This is a genomic window from Nonomuraea sp. NPDC003709 (genome assembly GCF_040610775.1).
In the GTDB taxonomy this organism is placed as follows: Bacteria; Actinomycetota; Actinomycetes; order Streptosporangiales; family Streptosporangiaceae; genus Nonomuraea; species Nonomuraea angiospora_A.
In genome coordinates this window covers 239,856-254,104 of sequence record NZ_JBEXMW010000003.1, presented here as the reverse complement: position 1 = coordinate 254,104, position 14,249 = coordinate 239,856, and the positions used below count along the sequence as shown (strand labels likewise).

Annotated in this window: 11 protein-coding genes; 7 read left to right on the top strand and 4 right to left on the bottom strand. The window is 71.9% G+C overall.

Annotated elements, in window-relative coordinates:
• Window positions 1-64 precede the first annotated feature (64 nt).
• From ABZX61_RS09860 to ABZX61_RS09835, 6 genes are read left to right on the top strand one after another with little or no spacing between them, the layout of a single operon-like run.
• Window positions 65-883: a patatin-like phospholipase family protein gene (locus ABZX61_RS09860; RefSeq protein ID WP_355193105.1), complete on the top strand. Its 819-nt coding sequence runs from the start codon at window positions 65-67 to the stop codon at window positions 881-883.
• 43 nt (window positions 884-926) lie between these two features.
• Window positions 927-1,721: a MerR family transcriptional regulator gene (locus tag ABZX61_RS09855; RefSeq protein WP_355193103.1), complete on the top strand. Its 795-nt coding sequence runs from the start codon at window positions 927-929 to the stop codon at window positions 1,719-1,721.
• Window positions 1,722-1,724: 3 nt separating this feature from the next.
• Window positions 1,725-3,794: a prolyl oligopeptidase family serine peptidase gene (locus ABZX61_RS09850; RefSeq protein ID WP_355193101.1), complete on the top strand. Its 2,070-nt coding sequence runs from the start codon at window positions 1,725-1,727 to the stop codon at window positions 3,792-3,794.
• A 56-nt stretch (window positions 3,795-3,850) separates the two neighbouring features.
• The gene (locus ABZX61_RS09845; RefSeq protein ID WP_355193099.1) at window positions 3,851-5,041 is read left to right on the top strand and encodes a sugar ABC transporter substrate-binding protein; all 1,191 of its coding nucleotides are present in this window, start codon (window positions 3,851-3,853) and stop codon (window positions 5,039-5,041) included.
• A complete protein-coding gene (locus tag ABZX61_RS09840; protein ID WP_350723969.1) occupies window positions 5,034-6,002 on the top strand; it encodes an ABC transporter permease in 969 nt (322 codons plus the stop codon). The genes ABZX61_RS09845 and ABZX61_RS09840 overlap by 8 nt, the downstream gene beginning before the upstream one ends.
• On the top strand, window positions 5,999-6,754 hold the full coding sequence (locus tag ABZX61_RS09835) for an ATP-binding cassette domain-containing protein (protein WP_350723970.1): 756 nt from the start codon (window positions 5,999-6,001) through the stop codon (window positions 6,752-6,754). Before ABZX61_RS09840 ends, ABZX61_RS09835 begins: the two co-directional genes overlap by 4 nt.
• Here ABZX61_RS09835 and ABZX61_RS09830 read toward each other — a convergent pair.
• Together ABZX61_RS09830 and ABZX61_RS09825 are read right to left on the bottom strand one after the other, a co-directional pair.
• A complete protein-coding gene (locus ABZX61_RS09830) occupies window positions 6,751-8,901 on the bottom strand; it encodes a polysaccharide lyase 8 family protein (RefSeq protein WP_355193096.1) in 2,151 nt (716 codons plus the stop codon). The two genes, ABZX61_RS09835 and ABZX61_RS09830, sit on opposite strands and share 4 nt — an antisense overlap.
• Window positions 8,902-8,916: 15 nt before the next feature.
• Entirely contained in the window at window positions 8,917-9,900 is a 984-nt protein-coding gene (locus ABZX61_RS09825; protein ID WP_350723974.1) for an AsnC family transcriptional regulator, read from the bottom strand.
• Between the two features lie 82 nt (window positions 9,901-9,982).
• Here ABZX61_RS09825 and ABZX61_RS09820 point away from each other — a divergent pair, with 82 nt between their 5' ends.
• Window positions 9,983-11,350: an MFS transporter gene (locus ABZX61_RS09820; protein WP_355193094.1), complete on the top strand. Its 1,368-nt coding sequence runs from the start codon at window positions 9,983-9,985 to the stop codon at window positions 11,348-11,350.
• A 3-nt stretch (window positions 11,351-11,353) separates the two neighbouring features.
• On the opposite strand, the gene ABZX61_RS09815 is transcribed toward ABZX61_RS09820, so the two are convergent.
• The gene (locus tag ABZX61_RS09815) at window positions 11,354-12,775 is read right to left on the bottom strand and encodes a WGR domain-containing protein (RefSeq protein WP_355193092.1); all 1,422 of its coding nucleotides are present in this window, start codon (window positions 12,773-12,775) and stop codon (window positions 11,354-11,356) included.
• Window positions 12,776-12,853: 78 nt separating this feature from the next.
• The gene (locus ABZX61_RS09810) at window positions 12,854-14,203 is read right to left on the bottom strand and encodes a hypothetical protein (RefSeq protein WP_355193090.1); all 1,350 of its coding nucleotides are present in this window, start codon (window positions 14,201-14,203) and stop codon (window positions 12,854-12,856) included.
• Window positions 14,204-14,249 lie beyond the last annotated feature (46 nt).

Sequence of the window (14,249 nt, the reverse complement as noted above, 5' to 3'; positions counted from 1 at the left end):
GATCGGCGGAAGACGCCTGCGGGCCCCGGGCGTTGGGGTGGAAGAACCCCTATGAGGAGGGCCGATGAGCAAGCGGGCACTGGTACTGGGTGGCGGCGGGGTCGCCGGGATCGCGTGGACGACGGGCGTGCTGGCGGCGCTCGCCGACGGCGGTGTGGACGTGACAGGGGCCGACCGCATCGTCGGCACGTCGGCGGGCTCGGCGGTCGCCGCCCAGGTCACCAGCGGCCGGCCGCTCTCCGAGCTGCTGGAACGGCAGGTCGATCCCGCGCTCCAGACGCTCGAACTGCCCAGCGGGGTGCGGGTGGAGGAGATGTGGGCGAAGCTCATGGAGGTCTACGAGAGCACGTCCGACCCGGTCGAGCAGCGGCGGAAGATCGGCGCGCTGGCGCTGGCCGCCGACACGATCAGCGAGGCCAGGCGGCGCGAGGTGATCGAGGCCCGGCTGCCCGTGCACGAGTGGCCGCGGCGTGACCTGGTGATCGTGGCGGTCGAGGCGGTCAGCGGCGAGACCCGGCTGTTCGAGCCCGGGTCGGGGGTGGAGCTGGTGGACGCGGTGGCAGCCAGCTGCGCGGTGCCCGGCGTGTGGCCGTGCGTGACGATCGACGGGGTCCGGTACATGGACGGCGGCGTGCGTACGAGCACCAACTCCGACCTCGCGGCCGGGTTCGACCGGGTGCTGGTGCTGGCCCCGATGCCCGACGTCGGCGAGCCGTCCTGGGCCGCGCTCGACGGCCGGGTCGAGGTGATCGGGCCGGACGCCGACTCGCTGGCCGCCTTCGGGATCGACCCGCTCGACCCGGCGGTACGCACGCCCAGCGCCCGAGCCGGTTACGCCCAGGGCCGCGACGCGGTCGCCCAGGTGGCGGCACTCTGGGAGTGAACGGCTTGAACCTCCCGCCACGGGAGGTTCTACGGTCGGGTGCGTGAGCGAAGACGCGCGTCGATGGACGATCGGGGAGCTGGCCAGAGCCTCCGGGGTGACCGTCAGGACGCTCTACCACTACGACGAGATCGGCCTGGTCAGGGCCGGCGAGCGGACGGCGTCCGGGCACCGTCGCTACACCGAGGCGGACCTGCGCAGGCTCTACCGGGTGCGCGCGCTGCGCGGCCTCGGACTGTCGCTGGACGAGATCGCCGAGGTCCTGAACAGGCCTGAGGACGACTTGGGGACGCTGCGCGACCTGCTCGGCGCGCAGCTCGCCGAGATCGAGATCCAGACCGCCCGGCTGGGGCAGCTGAAGCAGCAGATCAGCGGCCTCATGTGGCTGCTGGACAAGTCGGTCATGCCCGACGCCGAGCAGTTCATGGCCGCGCTCGAGATGATCTCGGTGTACGAGACGTACTTCGCCCAGGAGCTCCGCGACCACCTGGCCACGCGGCGGGCGGAGCTGGGCGAGGAGCGGCTGGCGGGCCTGCGGGCCGAATGGCTGGAGCTCGTCCGCGAGACCCGGGAGCTCCTCCTTGCGGGCACGCCCGTCGACGACCCCAGGGTGCAGGAGATCTCCGCGCGCTGGGAGGCCATGACCGCCGCGGTGCAGCCCGGCGACGAGCGGGTCCAGGAACGGCTCACCGCCGCGGGCATGGCGCTGTGGCGTGACAACAGCGCCGGGGTCAGCGCGGAGATCAGCCGCCAGATCGACTGGCTGGGGGCGGGCGATCTGCCCGCCGTCATCGACTACCTCCAGCGCGCCAGGCAGGCGCGCGAGAGCGGAGAGTGACGCATGCGGTATCCCGACGCACCGGCACGCCCCCAGCACAACGAGGTCGGCGGGCTGACGTTCGACGACCCCTACCAGTGGCTGGAGGAGGACGGCCAGGACGTCCTGGCCTGGCAGGCGGCCCAGGACGAGCTGGCCAGGTCCTGGATCCACGGCTGGCCGCACCACGGCGCGCTCGCGGCCAGGGTCGGCGAGCTGGTCGAGCAGATGGACGCGCGCAACCTGGTGGTCCCCGTCCGGTACGGGCCCCGGTGGTTCAGCGGCCGGATCCCCGACGGGCGCGAGCTGATGGTCCTGGAGGTGGCCGACGCGCCCACCGGGCCCTGGCGTACCGTGATCGACCTCAACGAGCTGTCCGACGGCACGCCGCTGAGAATGTCCCCCAAGCCGTCGCCGGACGGGCGGCTCCTGGCGTACTCGCTGGACGCGGCCGGCCACGAGTTGCCCGTGCTCAAGGTGGTCGAGATCGACACCGGGAAGGTGCTGCTCGACGGCGTGCCCCAGCAGCGGCCCGGCCTGGTGGCCTGGCTCCCTGACAGCAGCGGCTTCTTCTACATGGCCAACGAGACGGTCTCGGGGCCGCTGCGCTGGCGGCTGTTCTTCCACCGGCTCGGGGAGGAGCCGCCCGCGGAGCCGGAGCCGCTGGACATCCCGCACATGTTCGCCATCCCCAAGATCTCCCCCGACGGGCGCTGGGTGGTGCTCCAGGTCGACCACCTCAGGCCCCGGCCGCACTTCCTGGCCCGGCTGGACGGCTCGGGCCGGGAGTGGCGGGAGTTCGTCACCGACGCCGAGCACCTCTACAAGGGCGAGATCATCGGCGACGCGTACGTGTGCGTCACCACGGCCGGCGCCCCGCGCGGCCGCCTGGTCCGCATCCCCCTCGACAGCCCCGGCGACCAGGACACCTGGACGGAGCTGGTGCCCGGCGGCGACGCGGTGCTGACCGGCGTGACCCCGGTGGGCGACCGGCTGGTGATCGGCGAGCTGGTGGACACGGTCTCCCGCGTCCGGATCCTCGACCCGGACGGCAAGGAGCTGGGTGAGGTCCCCCTGCCCGGCCCCGGCTCGGTCAGCTCGGTGGCCCAGGGAGTGGTCGCGCTCGGCGTGATGGACCAGGTCGTCGGCTGCGAGGACGCCATCACCTTCGGCTACACCTCCTACACGCAGGTGCCGACCGTCTACCACTACGAGCTGGAGTCGGGCGCCCTGACCGCCCTGCAGGGCGGCGGGCACAGCCTGTCCGGGCTGGTCACCACCCGCGTGTGGGCCACCTCGAAGGACGGCACGCCCATCCCCTGCACGCTGGTCCACCGGGCCGACCTGGACCGGACCGGGCCGCGGCCGACGCTGCTCCACGCGTACGGCGGCTTCAACGTCGCGGAGCTGGCCTCGTACCTCGGTCCCCTGGCCGCGTTCGTCGAGGCGGGCGGGATCTACGCGCACGCCCACGTGCGCGGCGGCGGCGAGTTCGGCCTGGAGTGGTGGGAGGCGGGCCGGCTGCACGCCAAGCAGAACTCCTTCGACGACCTGTACGCCATCGCCGGCCGGCTGATCGCCGACGGGGTCACCGCCCCGGACCGGCTGGCCTTCCAGGGCGCCTCGAACGGCGGGATGCTCGCGGGTGTGGCCGCGACCCAGCGCCCCGACCTGTGGCGGGCGGTGGTCTGCGTCGCCCCGAAGCTGGACCTGATGCGCGTGGTCCACGACCCGGTGGGAGCCGCCGCCACCCTGCCCGAGTACGGCAACCCGGCCGACCCGGCCGACGCGGCCGTGCTGATGGCCTACTCGCCGTACCACAACGTGCGGCCGGCCACGGCGTACCCGGCGATCCTGCTGGACGCGGGCGCGAACGACCCCCGCTGCCCGGCCTGGCACTCCCGCAAGTTCGCCGCCAGGGCGCAGGCCGCCACCACCGCCTCCCACCCGGTCCTGCTGCGCGTCTGGGCGGACGCCGGGCACGGCGGCACGAACTGGAGCACGATCGTCGCCCAGCAGACGGACTGGCTGGCCTTCGTCATGCGTGAGCTGGGCCTTCGTCCGGGCGACGACGTTCGCCAAACCGTGTCCTGACATGACCGGCATCAAGGAGTTCACTGGCGGAAGGGGGCGATTCACGAGACCGGTCGATGGGCCGCGCACCACCGATCCGCAAGGAACGCGAGGTCGTGCAGATGAAGAAGATCCACCCCAAAGTCGAAGAAGCGGTCGACACCCTCAAGCTGACCCCGATCGCCCGGCGGCGCCTGCTCACCGGCGCCGGGCTGGCCAGCGCGTCGGCCGCGGCCTCCGCACTGCTGGCGGCATGCACCGCCGGCCAGGACAAGCCCGCCGCGAGCGGCGCGGCCGGGGCAGCGGCCGGCGACTTCCCCGCCACACCCAAGTGGAAGTTCGTGCTGGTCTGTCACGTCACCACGAACCCGTTCTTCACCCCCACCCAGTACGGCGCCCAGGACGCGTGCGCGCTCCTCGGCACCGAGTTCCAGTGGACGGGCTCGAAGGACTCGATCGTGGCCGAGATGGTCAACGCGTGCAACACCGCCGTCTCGGGCAAGGCCGACGGGTTGGCCGTGGCCGTCGTGGACAAGGCGGCCTTCCGCGACCCGGTCAACCGGGCGCTGGACGCGGGCATCCCCGTGGTGTCGTACAACGCGGACGGCTCCCGCGACGACAAGGGCACGAGCCGGCTGGCCTACATCGGGCAGGGCCTGTACGAGTCCGGCTACGCGCTCGGCCAGCGGGCGCTGCAGCAGGTGGAGTCGGGCGAGGTCGCCGGCTTCATCGCCACCCCTGGGGCCCTGAACATCCAGCCCAGGATCGACGGCGCCCAGCAGGCGTTCAAGGACTCGGGCAAGCCCATCAAGTTCACCCCGGTGGGTACGAACGCCGACGTCACCAAGGGCCTGTCGATCATCGACGCCTACGCCCAGGGCCACGCGAACCTGGCCGGCATGCTGGCCGTGGACGCCGGCTCCACCCAGTCGATCGGGCAGACGGTCAAGAAGTACAACATGCGGAGCAAGGGCCTCAAGGTGGCCGGAGGCTTCGACCTGGTGCCGGAGACGCTGGCCGCGATCAAGGCGGGCGACCTCGACTACACCATCGACCAGCAGCCCTACCTGCAGGGTTTCCTGCCGGTGCTCTACCTCTACCTCTACAAGCTGTCCGGCGGGTTGCTCTTCCCCTCCGAGACGAACACTGGCCTGCTGTTCGTGACGAAGGACAACGTGGGCCCGTACCAGACGACCAAGACGCGCTTCGAGGGCTCCGACACCGCGCAGAAGCTGGTGGCACGTTCGGGCGCCATCGCCCATGCGTAGATTCCGGGAGGAGTTCCTGAAGCACCGGGAGGCCGGCGTCCTGGTGGTGGCGATCGCTCTGGGGCTGTACTTCATGTCGGTCACGGACGTCTTCCTGACCGGGGACAACCTGGTCAACATCACCCAGGCCGCCGCGCCCACGGCCATCGTCGCGTGCGGGACCGTACTGCTGCTGGTCAGCGGGGAGATCGACCTGTCGGTCGGCGTGGTGGCGGCGCTGGCGCCGTTCATGATGCACTACGCGATCGACTTCTGGGGGTTCCCGGCGCTGCCGGCGATCCTGCTGGCGCTGCTGACCGGGACCGCGATCGGGTTCGCGAACGGGTTCGTGACCGTGGTGCTGCGGGTGCCGTCGTTCGTCACGACGCTGGGCACCTTCTACGCGGTGACCGGCATCGTGCTCACCACGTCGCACGCCTACCCCGCCGAGATCCCGGCCGCGGTGGACGGGACGATCGGGTCGTGGCTGGGCGCCTATCCGTGGGCCCACCTGGCGTGGGCCGCGGTGATCGTGGCCGTCCTGCACGTGCTGCTGACGCGTACCAGGTGGGGGTTGCACACGATCGCGGTCGGGGGCAACCCGCTGGGGGCGTCGGAGGCGGGCGTCCGCACCGCGCGCATCAAAATAGGAAATTTCATGATTGGCGGGACTCTGGGGGCTTTCGCGGGGCTGATTGAGGCGTTCCGGATCCACACCATCGACCCGAACATCGGCGGCGGCACCGGCCTGATGTTCACCGCGGTGTCGGCCGCGGTGATCGGCGGCACGGCGCTGGCCGGCGGCTCCGGGACGATCGTCGGCGGCGCGATCGGGGCCCTCGTCCTGGCCGTCCTCCAGAACGGCATGAACCTCATCGGCATCTCCGCCAACCCCTACTTCCTCATCCTGGGCGGCGCGATCCTGCTCTCCATGATCGCGAACGTCTCCCTGACCCGGCTGCGAAGGGCGGGACGGACATGACCGAGGTCCTGCGTACCGAGTCGCTGTCCAAGCGGTTCGGGGCGGTGACCGCGCTGCGGGACGTCAGCCTGACCCTGACGCGGGGCGAGGTGCTCGGCCTGATCGGCGACAACGGCGCGGGCAAGTCGACACTGGTCAAACTCCTGTGCGGGTTCCACCAGCCGGACTCGGGCCGGATCCTGCTCGACGGCGAGGAGGTGGCGCTCAGGTCGGTGCGCCAGGCCAGGTCGCTGGGGATCGACATCGTCTACCAGGACCTCGCGCTCATCAACGAGCTCAGCGTCTACCACAACATGTTCCTGGGCCGGGAGCACGTCGGGTTCGCGCGGCTGCTGAGCAACCGGCGCATGCGCCGCCTGGCCACCGAGCACCTGGACGCCATGGGAGTGCGCATCCCGTCGGTGGACGTCGAGGTCGCCAAGCTGTCGGGCGGCCAGCGGCAGGCCATCGCGGTCGCCCGCTCGGTCTACTCGCGCTCGCGGATCCTGCTGCTCGACGAGCCGCTGGCCGCGATGGGGGCCAAGGAGGGGGCGCTGATCCTCGACCTGGTCAGCGACCTGAAGGCGCGCGGCGAGGTGTCCATCGTGATCATCGCGCACAACTACGCGCAGATCCTGGAGGTGTGCGACCGGGTCAACCTGCTCCAGCACGGCACGATCACGTTCGACAAGCCCACCGCGGACACCTCGCTCCAGGAGCTCACGGACCTGGTCGTGCAGGAGTACCGCAGGGCGCGCGGCGGCGGTCACTAGCGGAGCCGCACGGTCGTGGAGGCGCCCTCCCGGCCGGCCAGGCCGTCGAAGGTGAACGTCTCCCCCGCCCACGTGACGGTCAGCTCGTCGAGGTCGCACCGGGGGTCCGACACGGTCAGCGTGTCCCCGCGCACCAGCACCGCGCACGGGCCCGAGGCGGTCAGGCCGCCCGCGGTCCCGGCGTCCCAGAAGTTCGCCGCGGTAAGGCCCAGCGAGGGCACGTGGACGGCCTGCAGGCGGTCGGTGTTGGCGAGCACGCGCACCCAGCCGGGGTCGGCGGCTCTCGCGCGGGTCTCCTCCTGGCCGGCGCCCGGCATGAGCAGGTAGACGTATCCGGCCGAGCGCGGATCGACGCCGTGGTCGAGCCAGAGCGTCACGTAGTCGCGGGTCACGCCGCCGCCGGCGCGGCGCTCGCGCAGCGTGCGCAGGGGCCCGCGCACGACGTAGCCGCCGTGCCCTTCGAGGTGGGCCCAGCCCTCCCGCACCGTCAGTGCGGCGCCGGTCCTGCGGTTGTCCACGACCGTCTCGACGGGCACGCCGTCCTCCGCGGTGATGCCCGCGCCCAGGCACACGATCGCGTCGTCGAGGAAGAACCACGACCTGAACGCCTCCATCGTGCTCTCCAGGCCGTTCAGGTGCTGGCCGACGGTGGCGTACGTGCCGTCCGTGGCCCCGCCCACCCACCGGCCCGGCGGGCAGGTGTCGCCCCAGTCGCCGCCCGCGCCGTCGGGCAGCCTCTTGGTCGAGACGGTCGTCCCGGGCAGCCGGTAGGGGTCCACGGTGGGCCAGAAGTCGTCCGAATACTGGTCGCCGTGGCCCGTCGCCCACCAATAGAGCATCCCCGAGCCGGTGTGCCAGCCGCGCAGGTTCTCGCCGTTGCCGTGCTCGTAGTGGCCGATCCTGGAGGAGGCCATGCTGAGCGCCGCGCACCAGCCCGGCCTGCGGTGCACGGCCCGGGCGCTCATCGGCAGCAGCCGGTGCCCGATCGGCTCCGCCGCCGCGGGCACGGAGGCGTCGTCCACGACCGCGGCCAGCCGGGCGTGGAAGGCGGGCTCGGGGTGCTCCAGCATCGGCCGGTACGTGTCGCGTACCGCCCAGCCCTTGACCATGGCGTGCCAGCGCGCCCGCTCGGCGGCCGGGGCGCCCTCCCCCAGCAGCAGGACCGCGGCGGCGATCTCCCGCCCGCGCTCGTGGTCGCCGAACGGCTTCCTGGCGACTCCCCTGCCGCGGACCAGGTCCATGCAGGCGCCGTCGCGGACGAAGGGGGCGAACGACCGCTCGACCATGTCGAACACATTCTGGTCGGAGACCTCCCACGGCGTGCCCCGCAGCACCGCGAACATCGTCGCCAGCCCCGACAGCAGCGTCACCCCGTAGGCCCCCTGGTAGGGCACGTGCGTGTGCTGGATGAACGACCCGTCCCGGTAGAACCCGTCGCCCTCGCCGACGAGGCGGAACACCGGCGCGAGCGCGGACGCCGCCAGCGCCGCCCTGCCGTGGTCGGCGTCGAGCATGGCCCGCAGCAGCATCACCAGGCACAGGTCCACGCGGTTGGCCGCGGTGCTGTTGCCCCTGTACCGGCCGAGCCGGCGTTCCGGCACGAAGTGGTCGACCGCGTCCCGCAGCCGCGCGCTCTGCGGCTCGGGCAGGCCGGCGAGCACCGCCGCGTCGAGCAGCGCCTTCGGCACGCCGATCTGCCAGTGCCACCAGTTGCCGGTCGCCTCGGCGCCGTCGGCGTACACGCTGCGCCGGTAGTGGTCCACCCCTTCCGCGATCGCCGCCGCCAGCCCCGCGTCGCCGGTCAGGCCGGTGCCCTCCAGCACGTACGCCTGCGCCATGGCCCGCAGCCGCCGCGGCGTGGCCACGAAGGAGGGGAACGCCTGGTCGGGCCAGAGCGAGGCGCGGCCGGGGGCCATGGTGTCGCGGTGGCGGGCGGCCGTTCTGCCCAGCCTGTCCAGCCAGGTCCGGTACGGCTCGGCGGCCGGATCGTACCCGCCGCCCACCGTGACCTCCCGCCAGCGGCGGCGTAAGCGGAGGAAGGAGTCGTCCGGGGTGTGCGCGGGGTCGGCGGGCACCAGCGCGCCGAGCAGCCCGGCCGCGGTCACGCCGCCGAGCCGGAGGAACGAGCGCCTGGTTGGCCGGTGCACGCCTCGATTATCGGGTCAGAGCGGGAGCACGGCCCCGAACCGCTTCACGGTCCTGATGATCGGCGCGGTCTCGATGCGCCCGATCGCGGGCAGCGCGCCCAGGCTCTCGGTCAGGTAGCGGTAGAACGCCGCGTCGTCGCGGCACACGATGTTGGCCATCAGGTTGGCGGGGCCCGTCGTCGCGCCGACGTACGCGACCTCCGGGTGCCAGGTCAGCGCCCGCCCGGTGGCGTCCAGCTCGGCCGGCGGCACCGACATCCACAGCTGCGCCTCCACCCGGTGGCCCAGCAGCACGGGCATCACGTCGAGGTGGAAGAAGAGCGCCCCCGTCCCGTAGAGCTGCTCCACCCGGCGCCGGACCGTCGACTCGGACCAGCCCGTCGCCGCGGCCAGGTCCGCGTAGGGCGCCCGGCCGTCCCGCGACAGCGCCTCCAGCAGGGCGTCGTCACCGGGGCCCAGCGTGATCTCCTCGTCCTCGGCATGGCGGGCGAACGCCCGTCCCTCCTCGATGCCCGCCGCCTGCTCGGGGGAGAGCGCGGCCAGCCCGGCCCAGCCGACCCGCCCGCCGACGAACCTGTGCAGGGTCCGGTGCGCCGTGACCGACAGCACGCGGTCGGTCTTGGCGAGCCTGCCCAGCAGCAGCGACTGGCGCTCCTTGGCCGTGCGCTGGATCGTGGTGCAGGAGATCTCGGTGCCTCCGGACAGGAGATTCACCCAGAACGTGTCGGAGCGCCGCGCGAGCGCCTCGGCGATCGAGACCGCCGCGTCGGGGGTGCACCGCAACCTGATGGACCACGACTCGAAGCCGAGCCGCCGCCCGTCCACGGCGCCGACCACCCGTACGGTGCCGCTGGCGCGCAGCCGCCGGTAGCGGCGGGCCACCCGCTGGTCGGACACGCCGAGCACCTCGCCGATGCGGCTGAACGCGGCCCGCCCGTCCACCTGCAGCGCGTGCAGGAGCCCTCGGTCCAGCTCGTCCAGCGCGATGTTTTTCACCATCACAGGCTAGCTCGCGGGGAAAAGCGCCAGAAGTGCTGCTTCTGCTGGCGAATATCCCCATGCGGGCCCGATCTTATCCCCCATGACCCAGACCTCCGCAGCGACGAGGACCGGCTGGTGGCCGTTGGTGGCCGCGTGCACCGGCGCTTTCATGCTCCTCGTCGACGTGACCATCGTGATGGTCGCGCTCCCCGACATCATCGACGACCTTCACATGTCCTTCACCGGCACCCAGTGGCTGCTGGACGGCTACGCGCTGGCCCTGGCCGCCCTGCTGCTCGCCGCCGGTTCCTTCGCCGATCACGCGGGACAGCGCAAGGTCTATCTGTGGGCGCTGATCGTGTTCGCGCTGGCCTCGCTGGCCTGCGGGCTGGCGCCCAGCGGCGGCGTGCTGCTGGCCGCCCGCGTGATCCAGGGCGCGGGCGGGGCCGCCATGATGGCCACGACCCTGGCCCTGGTCAGCGCCACCTATCACGGCAGGCAGCGCGGCATCGCGTTCGGCGTGTGGGGCGGCGTCAGCGGGGCCGCCGCGGCCGTCGCCCCCGTGCTCGGCGGCCTGCTCACCGAGCACCTGCACTGGCGGGCCATCTTCCTGGTGAACCTGCCCATCAGCCTGGGTGCCGTCTGGCTGACCCTGCGCACGGTCGAGGAGTCGCGCCGGCCCGGCAAGGGGCGGCTCGACTGGCCGGGCATGGTGACGTTCACGGTGGCGGCGGGCGCGCTCACGTACGGGCTCATCGAGGTCGGGCAGCACGGCTGGACGTCGGCGCGGACGCTCGTGCCGCTGGCCGCGGCGGCGGTGGCGCTCGCGGTGTTCGGCGTCATCGAGACGCGCGGCGACCACCCCATGCTGGACCTCAGGCTCTTCGCGAACCGGTCGTTCAGCGGCATCATGACCGGCGCCATGCTGCTGGTGCCCGCCGCGTTCGCCTGTCTCGCGTTCACCTCGCTCTGGCTGCAGCAGGACCTCCGGCTCGGCCCGGTGATGGCGGGGCTGGCGCTGTCGCCGATGGCCCTCGCCTCCCTGGTGACCTCGGTCGCCGCCGCCCGGCTCCTCCCCGGGCTGTCCCCGAGGGCGGCGATCGGCGGCGGGCTGCTGCTGATCGGCGCGGGCGCCTTCCTCCAGGGCACGCTCGACGCCGACTCGTCGTGGACCGCGCTGGTGCCCGGCCTGATCGTGACGGGGGTGGGCGTGGGGCTGTCCATCCCGTCGCTGAGCTCGGCCGCCATGTCGTACGCCCCTCCGCACCGCGCGGGCATGGCCGCGGGCGCCGTCAACACGCTCAGGCAGCTCGGTTACGCGCTCGGCGTCGCCGTGTTCGGCATCCTGTACCAGGACGGCCTGGCGCCGTACGCCGCGCTCGACGACGTCTACCGGGCGAGCGCCGTCACCGGCCTGGCGGCGGGGCTCCTGGTCCTGGCGACCGTCCGTCCCGCGAGAGCCGCGTGAGCGTCAGAGCAGCCGGCGGATGTCCCCGTACGCGCGGTAGAAGCCGCCCCGGCCGGCGGAGCGCACGCCGTCGACGAGGTAGCGGGCTCCGGCCTCCCGGATGTCCTTGGGGAACTGCACGTTCCACGTCTCGAAGCCGGGGCTGACGACGCGGACCCGCAGCCGCTCGCCCTCCTTGAAGCACTCCACCACCACGCCGTCGCCCGCGTCGGTGGTGGTCTCCAGCGTCACCGACGGCTCCACCACCTGCAGCGACGCGGCCGCCTTGACGTCGAGCGGCTGCGGCACGGTGCCCGTGCGGGCCGCGGCGATGGCCGCCTCACTGGCGTCGATGCAGGCCAGCGAGCCGTCGGTGGTGACGATGTAGAGGCGGTCGTCCAGGAACTGCATGGAGAACGCGGATCCGCAGCCGGTGCCGAGCTTCCACAGCCGCTCGCCGGAGGCGTCGAAGCAGTAGACCGACGAGTGGTTGTCACCGGCGAAGACGTGGCGGCCGCCCGGCGAGGTGGCGCAGGAGTAGACGGCGCCGTCGCACTGGTAGGCCGCCTCGATCCGGCCGTCGCCCTTGGCCAGACGGATCACGCGGCCCACGGAGCCGCGGGCGGTGCCGGCGTAGACGGAGTGCGCCTCCTGCCAGCCGAACAGCACCTGCTCGCCGAGGGCGGTCTGCCAGACGGGCGTGCCGTCCTGGACGTCGTAGCGGGCCACGCCCTTGGAGTGCCCGTGGTACACGGAGTCCTCGTCGCACCTGACCATCCAGGCCGAGTCGCCGGCGACGCCGCGCGACCACTGGAACTCGTCCTCGTAGTCGATCGTGGTGACCCCGCCGGCGCGGTCGGAGACGCCGAGCACGCCGTCGTGGATGTCGAGCCAGTAGATGTCCACGTCGGTGGCGATCTCGTACGCGGACCTCGGCACCTTGCCGCTCAGGTCGTACACGCGGCCGTCGTCGCAGCCCGCGTAGATCCAGAAGTCGTCGGCCACGATGCACTTGACGCCGTCGGGCAGCTTGAAGCGGCCGGTCACGGTACCGGAGTGGGTGACGGTGTAGACGTCGCCGTGCTGGTTGCCGACCCAGCAGCGCTCGTCGTCCACGAAGATGCCGAACGCCGACGCCCCGCTGTCGAAGCGCCACAGGACCGGCGCCTGCTGGGCGGTCGACTGCGTGCTGGGGATGGCCCGGTGGGTGACGGCCCGGCGCTGGCGCACCCCGCGGACCGCCGCGGCGTACCCCTTGCGGGTCTTCTCGCCGATCTTCTTGGCGGCCGCGGCCTGGGCCTTGGCCACGGTGGGGAAGTCGGTGACCTTGGTCTGGCCGCTCTCGCCGATGCGTCCGTAGGTGATCGTGACGCGGGTGCCCGCCACGGTCACGTCGTAGAACTTGTGCGATCCGCCGCCGTCCTCTGACAGCTCCAGGTAGGTCATGTCCGTACTTCTCCTGATTTGCCGGGCTTGATCACTTGCCCCGGAGAGTAGAGGACGGTGGCGACAAATCGCAGGGACTTACTTGTCGTACTCGTACGCTCCGGCGTCGACCGCGCCATCACTGCCGTCGATGGCCCGGCCGGTCACGTCGCTGTCGCTGAACTTGGTGATCCCGAAGTCGATGGCCGGGCTCCCGGCACGCAGGCTCAGCGGGTTGGCGGTGTTCGACAGGTTGAACCGCGGGTCGGCCGTGATGTTGTCGTGGCCGCCCATCTGGTGCTGCGAGGCGCCGAAGAACACGTTGTGGTGGCTGTCGGTGACGTTCGGGCCGTAGGCGGTCTTGGCCGTGACCTGGATGATGTTCTGCGACATCGACAGGTGGGCGTTGGTGCAGCCGGCGTCGCAGACGACGCCCTGGGAGCCCGCCTGGGGCAGGTACACGGAGTTGTTGCGGAACACGGTGCCCAGCACGGGTCCGTTCGGGTCGGGGTCCTCCCCGGGCTCCTGCGGGCCGCGGGTGACGAGGGCCGCGCCGGTCTTGGGGCCGGTGATCACGTTGTACTCGAAGACGTTGCCCGAGGTGCCGTCGGGGTCCTCGGGGTCGCCGTTCTCGTCGACGCCGTGGCTGGTGCCGAGCTCGGTGAAGGTCTCGTTGTCCACCGAGATGTTGTGGTGGATGCGGTTGTCGGAGCCGAGGAAGATCTCCACGGCCGCGCCGTCCAACCCGTAGTCGTAGCTGGTCGCGATCGAGCCGCGGAACTCGTTCCAGCCGATGTCGGAGTTGTCACCCTGGACGAGGATCGCGAACGCGCCCGAGTCGTCGTTGCCCGGCTCCTCGGTGTTCTTGCTCATGAAGTTGTTGTCGATGAAGTCGTTGGCCGTCACCGCGTTACGCTGCGCCTTCGGCGCGATGTAGACCCCGGCCGCGGCGCCCGTGATGTAGTTGCGCTCGACGACGTTGTCGTTGCCCGTCACCTTCACGCCGGCCCACGAACAGCGGCCGTCGTCCTGGGGCACTCCCACCTGGAGGTTGTAGACCTCGATGTGGTCGCCGTCCAGGCTCACGCACGCCTCGTTGTCCCCGGAGACGATCGGCCTGGCGCTGCTCGTGCCGTAGGTGTCCACGACGATCGGGGCCTGCGCCGTGCCCGACTCGGTGATCGCGAGTTGCTGCCCCTTCCACCTGCTGCCGCGCTTCAAGAACAGCTTGGCGCCTTCGGGCAGATTCGCCGCCGTCGCCTTGGTGAGGGTCTTCCACGCGGTGGCCTCCGAGGTGCCTAAGGCGGAGTCGTTGCCGTTGACGGAGTCCACGTAGAAGACGGCGGCATCCGCCGATGCGGTACCCGTGGCCACGGTCGTGGCGAGCGTGGTGGTGACGAGCGCGAGCGCTGCCGTCGACGCGCCGGTCCGCAAGTTCCAGCCTGACATTTCAGCCTCCAGAACTGCCGGGGCTCCGTCACGCAACGAAGATCAT